Source organism: Dyella sp. A6 (assembly GCF_036320485.1).
In the GTDB taxonomy this organism is placed as follows: domain Bacteria; phylum Pseudomonadota; class Gammaproteobacteria; order Xanthomonadales; family Rhodanobacteraceae; genus Rhodanobacter_A; species Rhodanobacter_A aluminiiresistens.
Genome location: NZ_CP132911.1, coordinates 1,363,386 through 1,378,570, shown reverse-complemented (window position 1 = coordinate 1,378,570; position 15,185 = coordinate 1,363,386). Strand labels below are relative to the sequence as shown.

Annotated in this window: 16 protein-coding genes; 6 read left to right on the top strand and 10 right to left on the bottom strand. The window is 64.0% G+C overall.

The window, feature by feature from the left end; genetic code table 11:
* Window positions 1-3 precede the first annotated feature (3 nt).
* Window positions 4-381 (bottom strand): LiaF transmembrane domain-containing protein, encoded by a 378-nt coding sequence (locus tag RA164_RS05970; protein WP_329743050.1) that lies wholly within the window; start codon window positions 379-381, stop codon window positions 4-6.
* Window positions 382-678: 297 nt separating this feature from the next.
* Window positions 679-1,017 carry a hypothetical protein gene (locus tag RA164_RS05965; protein WP_329743049.1) on the bottom strand — a complete coding sequence of 113 codons (339 nt, stop codon included), beginning with the start codon at window positions 1,015-1,017 and terminating at the stop codon, window positions 679-681.
* Window positions 1,018-1,416: 399 nt separating this feature from the next.
* Between RA164_RS05965 and RA164_RS05960 the strand changes: the two genes are divergently transcribed.
* The gene (locus tag RA164_RS05960) at window positions 1,417-2,127 is read left to right on the top strand and encodes an HAD family hydrolase (protein WP_329743048.1); all 711 of its coding nucleotides are present in this window, start codon (window positions 1,417-1,419) and stop codon (window positions 2,125-2,127) included.
* 180 nt (window positions 2,128-2,307) lie between these two features.
* The gene (locus tag RA164_RS05955) at window positions 2,308-2,850 is read left to right on the top strand and encodes a DUF2058 domain-containing protein (RefSeq protein WP_329743047.1); all 543 of its coding nucleotides are present in this window, start codon (window positions 2,308-2,310) and stop codon (window positions 2,848-2,850) included.
* Between the two features lie 123 nt (window positions 2,851-2,973).
* Here the strand turns inward: RA164_RS05955 and RA164_RS05950 are convergent, their stop codons facing one another.
* The 7 genes from RA164_RS05950 to RA164_RS05920 form a co-directional block, all read right to left on the bottom strand.
* Window positions 2,974-3,342 (bottom strand): DUF4124 domain-containing protein, encoded by a 369-nt coding sequence (locus RA164_RS05950; protein WP_329743046.1) that lies wholly within the window; start codon window positions 3,340-3,342, stop codon window positions 2,974-2,976.
* Between the two features lie 532 nt (window positions 3,343-3,874).
* Window positions 3,875-4,594: a hypothetical protein gene (locus RA164_RS05945; protein ID WP_329743045.1), complete on the bottom strand. Its 720-nt coding sequence runs from the start codon at window positions 4,592-4,594 to the stop codon at window positions 3,875-3,877.
* A complete protein-coding gene (locus RA164_RS05940; protein ID WP_329743044.1) occupies window positions 4,591-5,124 on the bottom strand; it encodes a hypothetical protein in 534 nt (177 codons plus the stop codon). The genes RA164_RS05945 and RA164_RS05940 overlap by 4 nt, the downstream gene beginning before the upstream one ends.
* Window positions 5,124-5,954 carry a ParA family protein gene (locus tag RA164_RS05935; protein ID WP_329743043.1) on the bottom strand — a complete coding sequence of 277 codons (831 nt, stop codon included), beginning with the start codon at window positions 5,952-5,954 and terminating at the stop codon, window positions 5,124-5,126. The genes RA164_RS05940 and RA164_RS05935 overlap by 1 nt, the downstream gene beginning before the upstream one ends.
* 124 nt (window positions 5,955-6,078) lie before the next feature.
* A protein-coding gene (locus RA164_RS05930) for an IS3 family transposase (RefSeq protein ID WP_412731025.1) occupies window positions 6,079-7,157 on the bottom strand; the annotation gives its coding sequence in 2 pieces (ribosomal slippage) (window positions 6,079-6,899 and window positions 6,899-7,157; 1,080 coding nt in all).
* Window positions 7,158-7,380: 223 nt separating this feature from the next.
* Complete coding sequence (gene hutU, locus RA164_RS05925) at window positions 7,381-9,051, bottom strand: urocanate hydratase (RefSeq protein WP_329743042.1); 1,671 nt, start codon at window positions 9,049-9,051, stop codon at window positions 7,381-7,383.
* A gap of 129 nt (window positions 9,052-9,180) precedes the next feature.
* Entirely contained in the window at window positions 9,181-10,866 is a 1,686-nt protein-coding gene (locus RA164_RS05920; protein ID WP_329743041.1) for a tetratricopeptide repeat protein, read from the bottom strand.
* Between the two features lie 88 nt (window positions 10,867-10,954).
* Here RA164_RS05920 and chrA point away from each other — a divergent pair, with 88 nt between their 5' ends.
* Window positions 10,955-12,142, top strand: coding sequence for a chromate efflux transporter (gene chrA, locus RA164_RS05915; protein WP_329743040.1), 1,188 nt, complete (start codon window positions 10,955-10,957; stop codon window positions 12,140-12,142).
* 25 nt (window positions 12,143-12,167) lie between these two features.
* Here the strand turns inward: chrA and RA164_RS05910 are convergent, their stop codons facing one another.
* Window positions 12,168-12,530, bottom strand: coding sequence for a hypothetical protein (locus tag RA164_RS05910; protein ID WP_329743039.1), 363 nt, complete (start codon window positions 12,528-12,530; stop codon window positions 12,168-12,170).
* An 84-nt stretch (window positions 12,531-12,614) separates the two neighbouring features.
* Between RA164_RS05910 and soxR the strand changes: the two genes are divergently transcribed.
* The 3 genes from soxR to RA164_RS05895 all read left to right on the top strand — a co-directional run bounded on the left by soxR (window position 12,615) and on the right by RA164_RS05895 (window position 15,182).
* Window positions 12,615-13,073: a redox-sensitive transcriptional activator SoxR gene (gene soxR, locus RA164_RS05905; protein WP_329743038.1), complete on the top strand. Its 459-nt coding sequence runs from the start codon at window positions 12,615-12,617 to the stop codon at window positions 13,071-13,073.
* A gap of 67 nt (window positions 13,074-13,140) precedes the next feature.
* Window positions 13,141-14,655: a DNA-3-methyladenine glycosylase 2 family protein gene (locus RA164_RS05900; RefSeq protein WP_329743037.1), complete on the top strand. Its 1,515-nt coding sequence runs from the start codon at window positions 13,141-13,143 to the stop codon at window positions 14,653-14,655.
* The gene (locus RA164_RS05895; RefSeq protein ID WP_329743036.1) at window positions 14,652-15,182 is read left to right on the top strand and encodes a methylated-DNA--[protein]-cysteine S-methyltransferase; all 531 of its coding nucleotides are present in this window, start codon (window positions 14,652-14,654) and stop codon (window positions 15,180-15,182) included. Before RA164_RS05900 ends, RA164_RS05895 begins: the two co-directional genes overlap by 4 nt.
* Window positions 15,183-15,185 lie beyond the last annotated feature (3 nt).

Below are 15,185 nucleotides of genomic sequence, written 5' to 3'. Positions count from 1 at the left end.
GCCTCAGCGCACCCGCTGCCACCGGCCGCGGGGCGCCAGCATGCACACCCCACCGTAGATCACGAACACCGGCCACCAGCGCTGCCAGGACAGGTCGCAAAGAAAAAACAGCGCCACCGTCACCACGATCGCGGCAGTACACAAGTCATGGAACACCGCACCGTCGATGCGGCCCTGGGCGCGGTAGCGTCGTACCGCACAGATCAGCGCCGGCACTGCACCCAGCAGGATGAACAACGCCCACGCGTTGTGCAGCGGAAGCCAGGGAAAACCTATGTCGAAGTTGGACAGCAGCAGCGCCACGCCTATGGCGATCACCAGCACGGCCGACCAGATGCTGCGCGGGCCACTGTAGGGCGGTCGATCATCAGCTTGATTCACGGGACTTCTCCTTTTCCCTTGCGTTGACGCCACGATAGGCCAGTGCCGCGTGGCGCGGCAGTGACAACTGTCAGCACGCGGCGCTGACGGGCCACCCTTTCAGCCATGCGTTGCCAGTGCGGCGCGCAGGGATATCGCACTATCGGCGAAGTAACACGGGTTTGTGCTGGTTGCGCGCGCATGGCGCGCGGACGGGGCATGTTGCCCTGGACGGCAAAGCCCGGCCAGAAACCGCTTCGATTCAGTCGGAGTCCGTTGACAGCACGTTGCGCAGGGCCGCCGTCGCAGCCGTGCGAATCAGCCGCCGCCGGTGGCCCAGAAACGGATCGCCAGCAGCACCGCGAAAGCCACCACCAGGGCGACCGGCAGCCAAAGTGCCAGGTTGAATCCGTGCAGTGCCTGATGCGAGTGCCCGGCATGCGAAGGCATGCGCCAGGCTGGTGACGGCTGCGGCCCCACGTCGAGCCTGGCCACGCTGTTCTGCAATCGCTCGCCGGCGTAGCCGCGGTCCGACAGCACTTCGAGCAGGGCCTCTTCGGCCATCGGGACCAATCCACCCGCGCGGTAACGCAACAACAAGGCCGGTGTTTCCATCGCACCAAACCGATCGAGCAACGCGCGCAACTGACTGTTCATGTAGCACCCCATTCCGACTGCGCATCCCTTGCGTCAGATTGACACCACGCGGCACTCCGCCGCTCGTGACATGGACAAGAATGAACCAGATTCAGCGACCAACAGCCGTCAGACCGACAGCTATCCGGCAAGACTACTACGTTCTGGCGGCAGGTGGGCAAGGGCCGGCCCGGTAGGCAATTCTGTGCGGTCCAGGCGCATGCCCGGTCGACGTATCAGTCCTGCAAAGCATCGCGTCCATCGCGTCGAACCCGGCCACTGATCCGCTTCGGGCCCGGGCATGCCGACCGCCATTCACCCGCGATCGGTTAGGGTGGCCGCAAAAGGAGCGCCCATGACCGACATCCACACGTCCAGCCGCAGATCGCGTCCGACCTCGCCATCGACCGGACAGCGCGCATGCTGACGTCATCGAAGGGGCCGACGCCGTCGAAGGTGGTGATCCTGCTCGATGTGGACGATACCCTGCTGGACAACGACCGCTTCGGCGCCGACCTGGCCGCGCACCTGACACGCGACTTCGGCCCGGATGGACAAGCGCGCTACCAGGCCATCTACGAAGCGCGGCGAACCGAGCTGGGCTATGCCGACTACCTGGGCGCCGCGCAGACCTTCCGCGAAGGCTGCGACGACGAAGCAGCCCTGCTGCGGCTGTCCGCCTTCCTGCTCGACTACCCGTTCGCCGACCGCCTGTATCCGCGTGCGCTGGAAGCCCTGGCGCACCTGGGCCGCCTGGGCACCACCGGCATCCTTTCCGACGGCGACATCATCTTCCAGCCGCGCAAGATCCAGCGCTCGGGCCTGTGGCAGGCCGTCGACGGGCGCGTGCTGGTCTACGTGCACAAGGAACGCATGCTGCATGCCGTGCAGCACCGCCTGCCGGCCGACCACTACGTGATGGTGGACGACAAACCGCAGTTGCTGGCCGCGATGAAACGGGAACTCGGCACACGGCTCACCAGCGTGTTCGTACGCCAGGGCCACTACGCCGCCGCGGTCCGCAATACGGTGATCGAGCCGCCACCGGACCGCGTCATCGACCACATCGGCGAACTGTGCGACCTGTCGCTGGCCGAGCTGTGCAGCCCGGCTCTATCGCCGGAGCCGTAAACGGACCGGCTACATCGGGCGTGGCCGGTGCAACGACAGGTTGAAACCGTGCCGGACATCCAACCCGCCCTGCCTCGCGCATCCCGTGCCCGCCAGCGTCGTGGGCGTCAGCCGGACCGGACACCGCTCCGTCCGGCCCCGGCGCTACAATGGCGGACCGACTCACGACACGTTCCGCCCATGCGCAATCCCCTGCAGGATCAACTTCTCAAGGCCGGCCTGGTCAAGAAAGCCAAGGTCAACCAGGTGGCGCGCGAGCAGAACAAGCAGAAGCACGCGAAGCAGACAGCGGCGGCGCCGGGCGAGGAGCGCGTGGACGTCGAACGCCTGCAGGCCGAGCGCGCCGAACGCGACCGCGCGCTGTCTGCCGAGCGCAATGCCCAGGCACGCGCGGCCGAGCTGCGTGCGCAGGTCCGCCAGATCGTCGAGACGCACAAGATCAAGCGCAGCGGCGAGATCGACTACCGCTTCAGCGACGGCAAGGCGATCAAGAGCCTGCTGGTGAACGAAACCCTGCGCAGCCAGCTGGCCAACGGCACCCTGGTGATCGCGCGATTCGACCAGGGCTACGAACTGGTCCCCCGCAGCGCCGCCGAGAAGATCTACGAGCGCGACGCCGAGACCATCGTCCTCGATCACGGCCGCCGCGACCCCGACGCGCCCGTCAGCGAAGACGATGCCTACTACGCCCAGTTCCAGGTGCCGGACGACTTGACCTGGTAAGGCGTGGCACCTGTCTGACAGGGCATCGTTCTTCCGCAAACCTCAGCTTGCAGCCTGATCGCCCCTTATGCGGCCTTCCTTGCGCAAGGCCACCACCTTGCGACACGCACGGCAGCCTCGGCGTCAAGTCCCTCCGTGACGCCTATCCAGCTGTTGCTGGCGCTCTTGCTGTCTAAGCTGCGCCATTCTCTGCGCTTCATAGCGAGTCATTGCCGCGCGGCTGGTATCGATTTTCTGGAGTGCTGCCCGCAAACGCTCCAGACCAGCCATCAGCTGCGCTCGCTGCTGGGGAGATAGCCTTGAACTTGAATCGGGGTCCGAACCATCACCGGATAGCGGCTTGATGATCATGTTCGGGTGGTTATTCTTCGCGCCAGGACACGGGTGGTCCTGATACGCCGTCACTCCGTTGGGCTGCCTGCACTTGAAAATGGATTGCCCATAGGCGGCAACCGAAAACAAGATCGCCATGGCAAATAGACAGATGCGCATACTCTCCTCCCTGTGAGTTTGGAAACAGCACTCTACACGACCTTGAAGCAGGACTCGGCTAAAAGGCCAAGAACACAGCAACACCGAGAAACATCGACACAAAGGGTCTGCAGGAAACGGAGTGCATTTTCCTGAGTGTCTCGTCAACCTGCGACGGCAGACGGAACGATGAAACCCGGCATGGTAAGCGTCCTTCGCAAGGAGCCGCTCATGGCACACCGCCCCCGGATCGACCTACCTGTATTCCCCCTGCATATCGTCCAACGCGGCAACGATCGCCAGCTCCACTTCTTCACCCGCGCCGACCATCATTGACGCACTCTCCGAACAGGGCACCGAAGCCATCTGTCAGCACCTGCAGCGACAGCATGCGCTTGGATTCCATCGATGTCGTGCCGCCATCGAGGCCCAGCTCGCCCGGCCGGCCGGACCGCTCAAGATCGGGCGGCCACGCAAGAACCCAACCAGCGGGTAAAGTGCACTCTGACCCAGTTAGCTGAAAGAAATTAAGTGGCTCTGACCCAGTTAGCTTTTAGTCGTCAACACCCATCGCCGACCGGCGCTGCTGTCTAGTCATCGACCTGTTCACGATCACTTTGTTGCGATGATCGAACTGGTCAAAGACGTCTCGCCGAGCACCTATCACTCCATATAGGAACAAACGAACTGTCCGAACAAACAAGTCAATCAGCCTCTCATTCTTGTCAGACCAGCGGGGGAAACTACCGACAGCCAACGCACCAAACATTTGCGCTGGCGAAACGGTATGAACATAGTAGTTCAGTTCGCCGTAAACCGTTTTGAGGTCGCCGAGAACCTTCTTACCCACTACAGTTGAGAAGAAAAATGTTCCAGCAGCATCGTTGAATACATCTGGCACCGATGTGCGTTGAAGAATCGATGGCTTCTCAACAGCTGAGAATGCTTTCAAGTAGGATTCAATCCCTGACCGCAGCGTTCCACCAGCCGAACGGCAAAGCCCCTGCAACATGCACATGACGAACTCTGAGCAATCGGAAACGACCTCGCCGAAGTAGCGTTTTCCGGCCTCACCATACGACGACTCAAACTCATCGCGCACCGAACCCGAATCCGAGAGTAGCTCGGCGGCTATGGTGAGTAGCGCCAGAAACTGCGCATGAGCCAATCTTACGTGCGCGACTTTAGCGGGATCGTGCCCGACAGCACTCAGAGAGTAGCTATCAATGTAGGCAAGAAACGCCCCAAAATCCTGTTTTGTTGCCGCATTCATTCAACGGATGTCGACAGCTTGCGAATAGCCTCGTTCCAAGAGAATCCTGTTTGACGAGCGCTCCTCTTGATCTCATCCATCGAATCAGACTCCTCGCTGATCTTATTTAGCAGACCGGCCACCTCCCTCAACCGAGCAGGACTCGCGCTCATCGACTCCATGACCAACATACCGATCATTTCGTAGCGGGAACGCTTCTCCCACCTCGAAATGGGAATCCGCAACGCTTCCTCCGCAAACTTGGCGATGTCCTCGTTTGAAGGAAACAGCTCAGCGTCAGCAAGAACGAGGGACATCGATCCGACTAGAGCTTTTAGGTCGCGACGCCTATCGACAAGCGACGCCTTGGAGCCCTTTTCCGATTTCCGCCTCTCCATCTTTTCCTGCAGCGTGAGGTTCCGGAGGTACGACACGCCGCTAGAAAGCTCATTCGCCTCTCTTGAGCGAATGGCCCACACAAGCTCTTGGAGCAGGTCAAGCGTCTTTAGTGCCACCTCGGTTTCTGATCGGGTTGTCTTCTTCGTCGCCATCACGCAGTCCTTACCACCAACTCGTTGGTCACGCTGATTATCGCTGTTTTCATGTCTGGAGCATCGGAGTCAAGCATGAAAATATTCTCCAGCTGCTGCTTTGCAAACTTCACCCGCTGCGGCACGTCAGTAGTGAAGACCTTGTCTTTCCAGTAGCTATCGCCGGAGAGGTAAGCCCGAGCATCACTGAGAACATTAGTGCCTTGCCTAGTCATCGTCAGGACGACACCCGCGCATCGCACCGACAGCCCATAGTTCTCCCTGCGGTCTTCCACGACACTTTTCAAAAGGTCGAGGCCCGTCAAAGACAGAGGATCAGGGCGAACCGGAATCAAGTAGTAATCGCTGGCTATGAGCGCACTAGTCATCCAGACTGAAGGCGTCGGCGGTGTGTCGATAACGACGTAGTCATAGTCGGCATCTGCAGAAATCGCTGACAAGTAGGCTTTGATGCGATTCTCCCGCCCCTCTCCGGGCGCCATCTCTAGCCGGTAGAGGTCGAGGCTCCCGGGGAGCAAGTAGAAGTTGCCTCGGGCCTCTATGAGTTCAATTTCATCAAGCGTCTTGGGCTTGACTTCCGCCGAACCTTGCACAGTAGATGCCTTAACTCGTTTCCTATCGAACAAGTCAAGCATGGTGTCCTTGCCCGCCGTTCGATGCGCAACGTAGTCCTCCGGCGTCATAAGACACTGCGTGCCGTTGAACTGTGGATCCACATCCAACATCAACACTGACGCACCGTGCTGTCTCGTCAGGCAATCAGCAATGTTGACGGCAAGTGTCGTCTTGCCAACGCCCCCCTTCATGTTGATCAAGCTGATGACTTTCACCGCCCCCCCCTGAATAGCTCTGCTTTGCGTCTAAACCGTTCGCACTATAGGCGCAGTACGGCCAGGATTTCTGACCACCCGACGTCCCCCCGCTTTGAGTAGCGGGTCGGTTTAGAGTCCGGAATTACTTTAACTGCTTCGCGTAGGCGGCCGGTGTCAGCCCGCCCAACGCCTTCTTCGGTCGCTCCTCGTTGTATTCCCGCCGCCAGCGTTCAATCTCGGTGCGGGCGTGCAGCAGGCTGGGAAACCAGTGTTCGTTGAGGCATTCGTCGCGCAGGCGGCCGTTGAATGATTCGATGTAGGCGTTCTGGTTCGGTTTGCCCGGTTCGATCAGGCGCAGCTGCACACCGTGCTCGTGCGCCCAGGCGACCATCGCCTTGCCGCAGAACTCCTTGCCGTTGTCGGTGCGGATCGTCTTGGGCAAGCCGCGAATCAGCCCCAGGCGATCCAGCACGCGCGTCACGCCGATCCCGGAGATGGCTCGTTCGACCTCGATGCCGACCGATTCATGGGTGGCGTCGTCGACGATGGTCAGGCACTTGAGGACGCGGGCGTCGGCGGTGCGATCGAACACGAAGTCCATTGACCACACCTCGTTGGGCGCCGATGGACGACACAGCGGCTGCCGCTCGCTCACCGGCACCTTCTTCCGCTTACGCCGGCGCACCTGCAGCCGCTCCTCCCGATACAACCGCTCCACACGCTTGTAGTTCACCGGCTCGCCGCTCTCCTGCCGAAGCTTCAGGTGGATCATCCCCACGCCGTAGCGCTTGTGCCGCTGCGCCAGCTCCACGATCCGCCGTCGCAGCACCACGTTGCGGTCCGGCTGCGCCTGATAGCGGTACGCGCTGGCGCTCATGCCCACCACGCGCAACGCGCACCGCTCGCTCAGCCCCTTGTCGATCATCTGGCGCACCAACGCGCGTCGGGCCGGTGCGCCTACGGTTTTTTTCGCAGGACGTCCTTGATCACCTCGTTCTCAAGCATCTGCTCAGCCAGCAGCTTCTTCAGCCGCGTGTTCTCCGTCTCCAGCTCCTTCAGGCGTTTGGCGTCCGGCACGCTCATGCCGCCGAACTTGCTGCGCCACAGGTAGTAGGAGGCCTCGCTGAAGCCGTGCTTGCGGCACAGCTCCTTGATCGGCAGGCCGGCATCCGCCTCGCGCAGGAAGCCGATGATCTGTTCTTCGGAAAAGCGCTTCTTCACGTCCAATCTCCTTCGGTTGGGGGATTGGACTCCAAACGGCCGTGCTACTCAAAACCGGGGGGGCGTCGCACCTACTCAGTGCGCCCCTCAGAAAGATTCGTTTGAAACATTCTGAGCGAGAAGGCCTAACAAAATAAGTTAAGAAAGCGGGGAAGTTCTAGGTCTACTCAAACTTCCCACGGGCTTATGGGCATCTAGTTGAGAGAGTGGGATTCAAACCCACTCAGATCATCGGCAACTTCAACCCCTGCTCCCGCGCACACTCGACCGCAATGTCATACCCCGCATCCGCATGCCGCATCACCCCGGTCCCCGGATCATTCCAAAGCACCCGGCCAATCCGCTTGTCAGCTTCCTCGGACCCGTCGCACACAATCACCACCCCGGAGTGCTGCGAATACCCCATACCCACACCGCCACCGTGATGCAGCGACACCCACGTCGCCCCACCGGCCACGTTCAACATCGCATTGAGCAGCGGCCAGTCCGACACCGCATCGCTGCCGTCCTTCATCGCCTCCGTCTCCCGGTTGGGTGACGCCACCGACCCCGAATCCAGATGATCGCGCCCGATCACCACCGGCGCCTTCAGTTCGCCGTTGCGCACCATCTCGTTGAAGGCCAGCCCCAGCTTGTGCCGCTGGCCCAGGCCGACCCAGCAGATGCGCGCGGGCAGGCCCTGGAAGCTGATGCGGTCCCTGGCCATGTCCAGCCAGTTGTGCAGGTGGGCATCGTCGGGGATCAGCTCCTTCACTTTCTGGTCGGTCTTGTAGATGTCTTCCGGGTCGCCGCTGAGCGCGACCCAGCGGAACGGGCCGACGCCGCGGCAGAACAGCGGACGCACGAAGGCGGGCACAAAGCCGGGGAAGGCAAAGGCGTCGGTGCAGCCTTCGTCCTTGGCCATCTGGCGGATGTTGTTGCCGTAGTCGAAGGTGGGAATGCCCTGCGCGTGGAAGGCCAGCATGGCGTCCACGTGGGTCTTCATCGACCGCTTGGCGGCCTTGGCGGTGCCGGCCGGGTCGCTCTTGCGACGCTCGAACCACTGCGCCAGCGTCCAGCCCTGCGGCAGGTAGCCGTTGACCGGGTCGTGCGCGCTGGTCTGGTCGGTGACGGCGTCCGGGCGCACACCGCGCTTGACCAGCTCCGGCAGCACGTCGGCGGCATTGCCCAGCAACGCGATGGACTTGGCTTCGCCGGCGGCGGTGTACTTGGCGATGCGCGCCAGCGCGTCGTCGAGGTCACTGGCCTGTTCGTCCACGTAGCGGGTCTTCAGGCGGAAGTCGATGCGACTCTGCTGGCATTCGATGTTGAGGCTGCAGGCGCCGGCCAGGCTGGCCGCCAGCGGCTGCGCGCCACCCATGCCACCCAGGCCCGCGGTGAGAATCCACTTGCCCTTGAGGTTGCCGCCGTAGTGCTGGCGGCCCATCTCGACGAAGGTTTCGTAGGTGCCCTGCACGATGCCCTGCGAGCCGATGTAGATCCAGCTGCCCGCGGTCATCTGGCCGTACATCATCAGGCCCTTCTTATCGAGCTCGTTGAAGTGCTCCCAGTTGGCCCACGCCGGCACCAGGTTGGAGTTGGCGATGAGCACGCGCGGCGCGTCCTTGTGGGTGGGGAACACGCCCACCGGCTTGCCCGACTGCACCAGCAGGGTCTCGTCGTCGTTGAGGTCGCGCAGGCTGCGCAGGATGGCGTCGAAGCATTCCCAGTTGCGCGCGGCGCGGCCGATGCCGCCATACACCACCAGTTCCGCCGGGTTCTCCGCCACCTCGGGGTCGAGGTTGTTCTGCAGCATGCGGAACGGCGCCTCGGTCAGCCAGCTCTTGCACGAAAGCTCGGTACCACGGGGCGCGCGGATGGTGCGCGTGGTGTCGATACGGGTGGGGGCGTTCATGGCAGATCTCCGTTAGACAGACCCGGAGTATACGGCCCGTCACCGTGCCGGACAGGAGGCAAATGCCTTGCATTGCAACATGCCGTAATAGCGCGTTGGTAGGCGCCCCGGACCCCGTCAACACATGGCTCAGCGGTTGGGCGCATGCGACTTCGATACCTTTTTTCCGGGAGCCATCCCCTGCTCGGTCGACAACTCGGCCAACATGGCACGCATCATCGTCGCGTACTGTTGCTGACCGGGTTGATTGCCGAAGTGCGTCAGGAAATAGCGCGCTGTGTCTTCCAGGCCCGGACTATTCATTTGTCGCTGCGCCATCGCACGCACCACCCAACTGTACGAATCCTCGGGATGGGTTCGAATCATCTCGTCCGAAACGCGTAGCGCATTGCTCCACTCGCCGGCATCGGAGTATTTCTGCGACAACTGCACAAGCGCGGAAAAATCGCCGGGATCGACGACGAGCGCTTGTTGCAGGTCGCTGATGGCATGTGCTTGATCACCCTTGACCGAGTAAGCAAAGCTGCGCACTTCGTATCCCAACGGGTTGTCCGGCACCTGCTGAATCCATCGCGTAGCGTCGTCCAGCACCAGATCCGTTTCGTGCAGTGCGATCATCGCGAGATCGCGGTGTTGATGTGCGACATTCGCATCCGGCACGAACCGGAGCCCTTCAGATAGATAGATGGCGGCAAGATCGAAATGACCATTGCGCCTGGCGGCGTCTCCCGCTGCAAACAACTCTTGCGTGCTGCCAAGGTTATCGAATACGACAGGGAATGCAGACCAGTTAGCGGACCCAGTGCAGTCGCAAACGTCGTACACGACCAGCGGCTCTGCCGAGTGAATGATCGCCAGCAACGGATTGCTCTTTACATGTGCCTGGGCCATTTGATCGACAGCTTTCATGGCCTGCAGCGAACCACCCCACTTCGGCTCCTCGGCATGGGTCAACATGCCGTAGATCGCATAATCGGAAGGAGCCTGCGTCAAACCCAGCCTGGCCGCCCTTTCAACATAAACCCTGCCAAGCGCCATGGAGCCCGCCTTGATCATGGCGACATAAGCCGGCGTTATCTTTGGATTGAGCGCAATGGCATGCTGCAGATCGATATCTGCCTGCTGCAGAAGACGATCCATTGCATCGATATTGCTCTGCGGGGTGTCCTGGATATAGGCGCCGCCACGCGCCTTGGCTGCCATGGCCACGTAGTCGAAACCACTTGCCGCGTATGCGAAGGCACTATTCGGCGCAGCTCGCTTCCAGGCATCGAGTATCAAGCGGTCATCGAAAGATCCGCTGTCAAAGGCGTTGAAGTACGTATGGTCCAGCAGACCTATGGATTGCGGCTGGGTGGACTGCGCATTCAGTTCGGCAGCAAGGCGTCGATCCAATTCATCCGCCTGTCCACCCCGGATGAGCGTCTTCACCTCGGCGGGCGAAATCGTCGACTGCAGATAGTATTGGCAATATGCCTTGACGGACGCTGGTGACCAGTGACTACCCGGCGGATCGGGATAGTCCAGGCATCGCTGCAATGGGTTCAGGATCTGGTTGGCCTTTTGTACCGCAAGCAGAAAAGCATGGACCTGCGCGTGCGTAAAACCATGCAAGCGGGAATCAGCCGGATGCATGGCCGCCCTTCCCAACGCCGCTGGAGCAACCCGAATACTCCTGTGTGGCGACGCTTCGACACCGGCGTCATGCATTGGCCCCGAGGACGAAAAGAACGTCCTCCATCGCAGTGCAATCACACTGACCAAGACGATCAGCACAATGCTTGCGACAATCCAGCCCCAGTAACGTCGCGTCATGTCCCTGTCCCTTGTCCATGATCCACGCGAAAAGTAGCACAGCCACAGTCATGGCACTGGATGACGCCACACCTGCCGGACCCTGCACATGAGCACGACAACGACGCGCGGACGCGCCGGCGAGGTGGCCGTCGCTTTCCTGTGGCTGGGGCTGACCTCGTTCGGCGGACCGGTGGCGCACCTGGGTTATTTCCGCCGCGCATTCGTGCAGCGCCGGCAATGGCTGGACGAGGAACACTTCGGCCAGTTGCTGGCGCTGTGCCAGTTCCTGCCGGGACCAGCCAGCAGCCAGCTGGGCTTTTCGATCGGTCTGCTGCGCGCGGGCTGGCTGGGCGGGGTGGCCGCGTTCGTCGGCTTCACCCTGCCCTCGGCACTACTGCTGTTCGGGTTCGCACTGGCCAGCCGATCGCTGGGCGGCATCTGGGGCCATGCGCTGGTGCACGGACTGAAGCTGGTGGCGGTGGCCGTGGTATTGCACGGCGTGCAGGGCATGGCGCGCCGGTTGACGCCGGACTGGTCGCGCGCGGCGATGGCGCTGGTCGCTGCCGCGCTGGTACTGGCCAGCGGCACGCCGTGGGTGCAACTGGTGTTGGTGGCAGCGGGGGCACTGCTGGGGCCATGGCTGTGCCGCAAGGTAGCGGCACGCAGCGGCGAGACGTTCGCGCTTGCCTACGGAAAGCGTGCGGGCAGCGTGCTGATCGGACTGTTCGCACTGGGGCTGGGCATGGCGTTCTTGCCCGGGCTGCCGCCGCTGGGCCAGGTGGCGGCGGCGTTCTACCGCGCCGGGGCGCTGGTGTTCGGCGGCGGCCATGTGGTGTTACCGCTGCTGAAGGCATCGGTGGTCGATCCGGGCTGGCTGGACAACAACACCTTCCTGACTGGTTACGGCGCGGCGCAGGCGGTGCCGGGACCGATGTTCACGCTGTCGTCGTTCCTTGGCGCTCGCCTGCCGGCCGGCATGGGCGGCGCATTGGGCGCGACCGTGGCAGTGTTGTCGATCTTCCTGCCCGGTCTGCTGCTGGTGGCCGGCATGCTGCCGTTCTGGCGTGCACTGGCACGGCGCGCGACCGCGGCACGCGCATTGGCGGGAGTGAACGCGGTGGTGGTCGGCCTGCTTGCGGCGGCGCTGGTGAACCCGGTGGCAGTGAGCGCCATCCATGCACCGCTGGATGCACTGATCGCACTGGTCGGCGTGGCCATGCTGCTTATGCGCTGGCCCGCCCTGGCGGTGGTGGCGTGGTGTGTGCTGACGGCAGGAATGCAGGTCATCGTCTGAGTGATGGCATCGGCAGCGCCTCGGCTCAGACCTGCCCCGCCAGGTGGTCGCTCACCATCGCGGCCAGCGGCGGATGGGCAATGCGCATCACCTCGAACAGGCCGCCGGCCTGCAGGGGCACGGCCAGTTCCAGCACGTCGCGTTCCAGGCGTTGCCGCGAGCGTTCGTCGTCGGCGCCGAGCAACTGCCCGAGCCGGCTGACGAACAGCGCAAGCTGGGCTTCGTGCAAATCCACTGACGGTGCCGGCAACGGCACCCGCCGTGCCCGCGCACCGAACGTGGGGGGTGGATGTGCCGTACCGTCCAGCAACATGCCGCGCGCACGCAGCGGCAGGAAGGCGCCGGCAAGCCGGTACAGCAACGACGGATGTTCGACGGACAGGGTCACGGGCATATCTCCAGATGACGGACAGGGTTGCCGCGGCGAGCGACATGCGGCACGGTACGACCTCAAGTTAACTTGAGGTCAAGCATGGGCAAGCCATCCGATCCGGCATCGTTGAGCGTGGGCCAGGTTGCCGCCCGCAGCGGCCTGAGCGTGTCGGCGATCCACTTCTACGAAACCAAGGGACTGATCCGCAGCTGGCGCAATGCGGGCAACCAGCGGCGTTACCGGCGCGACGTGCTGCGCCGGCTGGCGGTGATCCGGGTGGCGAACCGCACCGGCCTGCCGCTGGCCTCGATCGCGCAGGCGTTGTCCGAGCTTCCGGACGAACGCACACCGAACGTGGCGGACTGGAAACGCCTGTCGACCCACTGGCGCGCGGAACTGGACCAGCGCATCGAACGGCTGACCCAGCTGCGCGACGAGCTGACCGGCTGCATCGGTTGCGGCTGCCTGTCGCTGAAGCACTGCCCGCTGCGCAATGCCGGCGACCGGCTCGGCGAGGACGGCAGCGGACCGCGGCTGCTGGACGCCGAATCGCTGTAGCGACGGGCCTGGTATTGATGTCCGAAAACGGCGAGTCCGCCCTGCGGCGCGGTGCTAGCCTGTGGCCATGGAGAACGCTGGAACCAGTGCCGCATTGCCCGACGAACGCACCTGCGAGCAGGCGCGGCTGAGCCGCGACGCCCGCTTCGACGGGTTGTTTTTCACCGCCGTCGCCAGCACCGGCATCTACTGCCGCCCGGTATGCCCGGCGCCCGCGCCCAGGCGCGCGAACGTCCGCTATTACGCCAGCGCCGCGGCCGCCGAAGCCGCCGGCTTCCGTCCGTGCCTGCGCTGCCGGCCGGAACTGGCGCCCGGCAACCAGGCATGGCAGCGCGACGAGCATGTGGTGGCGCGTGCGCTGAAACTGATCGAGGCCGGCGCGCTGGACGAAGGCTCGCTGGACGACCTGGCCCGACAGGTGAACGTGGGTACGCGCCAGCTACGGCGGCTGTTCGTGGAACGGCTCGGCGCACCGCCGATCAGCGTGCACACCACCCGCCGCCTGCTGTTCGCCAAGCAGTTGCTGACCGAGACCGCGATGCCGGTGACCGAGGTGGCGCTGGCCTCCGGCTTCCGCAGCCTGCGCCGCTTTCATGCCGCGTTCGCGCAGGCGAACCGGATCGCTCCGCGCGAGCTGCGTCGCCGTCCGCATGAGGTCGATGGCGGCGCGCTGGTGCTGCGGCTGGCCTATCGCCCGCCGTACGACTTCGCCGCGCTGCTGACGTTTCTGCAGGGGCGCGCCCTGCCCGGCATCGAACTGGTGGATGCCCACGGTTACACGCGCGTGTTCGGCACGCCCGAGGAACCGGGCTGGCTGCGTCTGGGCGCATGGCCGGACGGCAGCCATGCACTGCGGCTGGAACTGCATGGCGCGCAACCCGCGCAACTGCTGCCGCTGGTGACGTGCATCCGCCGCATGTTCGACCTGGACGCCGACCCGCACGCGATCGCTGCCACGCTGGGCACTCATCCGGTGTTGCGACCGCTGCTGCGCAAGCGGCCCGGCCTGCGCCTGCCCGGTGGCTGGGACGGTTTCGAGATCGCGGTACGCGCGGTGCTCGGCCAGCAGGTGAGCGTGGCGGCCGCGCGCACGCTGGCGGCGCGCATCGTGGACCGTCACGGCAGCCCCCTGGCACAGGCGCCCGCGCCCGGACTCGCCCGGCTGTTTCCGACCCCGGACGCGCTGGCCGATGCCGACCTGCGCGCGCTGGGCGTGACCACCGCGCGCGCCGCAACCATTCGCGGTATCGCCCGCGCCCTGCTCGACGGCCGCGTGGATTTCCGCGCCGACCAGCCGCTGGACCGCTTCGTCGAGCGCTGGGTGGCGCTGCCCGGCATCGGCGAGTGGACCGCACACTACATGGCGATGCGCGCGCTCAGCCACCCCGACGCCTTCCCCGCGGCCGACCTGATCCTGCGCCGCGCGGCCTCGCCCGATGGCGAAGCCATGTCGACCCGCGCATTGTCGACGCTGGCCGAAGCATGGCGGCCATGGCGCGCCTACGCGGTGATGCACCTGTGGCGCGCCAGCGCCGATGCCGGCGTGTCCGCCACCGCCCGCACGAAAAAGGTTTCCGCATGACAGCGCATGCCGCACGCGACGCCGGACCGGTGTGGTTCGACGACATGCCCTCGCCGGTCGGCCCGCTGCGGCTGGTGGCCGACCCGCTTGGCCTGCGCCAGGTCTGGTTCGAACGCGAACGCCACCCCAAGACGGCGGCGCCGAATTGGGTCCGCGATGCGCAACGGGTGGCGTTCGCGCGTGTGCAGCTCGAGGCGTATTTCGCCGGACAACGGCAGATGTTCGACCTGCCACTGCATCCGCTGGGCACGCCGTTCCAGCTCGAGGTATGGCAGGCGCTGGCCGGCATTCCCTACGGTGCCACGCTCAGTTACGGCGAACTCGCGCGGCGCATCGGCCAGCCACAGGCGGTGCGCGCGGTGGGCGCGGCGAACGGGCGCAACCCGTTGCCGATCGTGCTGCCCTGCCATCGCGTGATCGGCAGCGACGGCAGCCTCACCGGTTTCGGTGGCGGGCTGCCGACCAAGCGCTTCCTGCTGGCGCTGGAAGCACGCGTCGCACAAGGCGACCTGTTCGCCGCGCCGTAGTCG

Coding starts and splice junctions, on each gene's coding strand:
- RA164_RS05965 (WP_329743049.1), bottom strand. CDS start 1,017: ATGAACAGTCAGTTGCGCGCGTTGCTCGATCGGTTTGGTGCGATGGAA.
- RA164_RS05960 (WP_329743048.1), top strand. CDS start 1,417: ATGCTGACGTCATCGAAGGGGCCGACGCCGTCGAAGGTGGTGATCCTG.
- RA164_RS05955 (WP_329743047.1), top strand. CDS start 2,308: ATGCGCAATCCCCTGCAGGATCAACTTCTCAAGGCCGGCCTGGTCAAG.
- RA164_RS05950 (WP_329743046.1), bottom strand. CDS start 3,342: ATGCGCATCTGTCTATTTGCCATGGCGATCTTGTTTTCGGTTGCCGCC.
- RA164_RS05945 (WP_329743045.1), bottom strand. CDS start 4,594: ATGAATGCGGCAACAAAACAGGATTTTGGGGCGTTTCTTGCCTACATT.
- RA164_RS05940 (WP_329743044.1), bottom strand. CDS start 5,124: ATGGCGACGAAGAAGACAACCCGATCAGAAACCGAGGTGGCACTAAAG.
- hutU (WP_329743042.1), bottom strand. CDS start 9,051: ATGAACGCCCCCACCCGTATCGACACCACGCGCACCATCCGCGCGCCC.
- RA164_RS05920 (WP_329743041.1), bottom strand. CDS start 10,866: ATGACGCGACGTTACTGGGGCTGGATTGTCGCAAGCATTGTGCTGATC.
- chrA (WP_329743040.1), top strand. CDS start 10,955: ATGAGCACGACAACGACGCGCGGACGCGCCGGCGAGGTGGCCGTCGCT.
- soxR (WP_329743038.1), top strand. CDS start 12,615: ATGGGCAAGCCATCCGATCCGGCATCGTTGAGCGTGGGCCAGGTTGCC.
- RA164_RS05900 (WP_329743037.1), top strand. CDS start 13,141: ATGGAGAACGCTGGAACCAGTGCCGCATTGCCCGACGAACGCACCTGC.
- RA164_RS05895 (WP_329743036.1), top strand. CDS start 14,652: ATGACAGCGCATGCCGCACGCGACGCCGGACCGGTGTGGTTCGACGAC.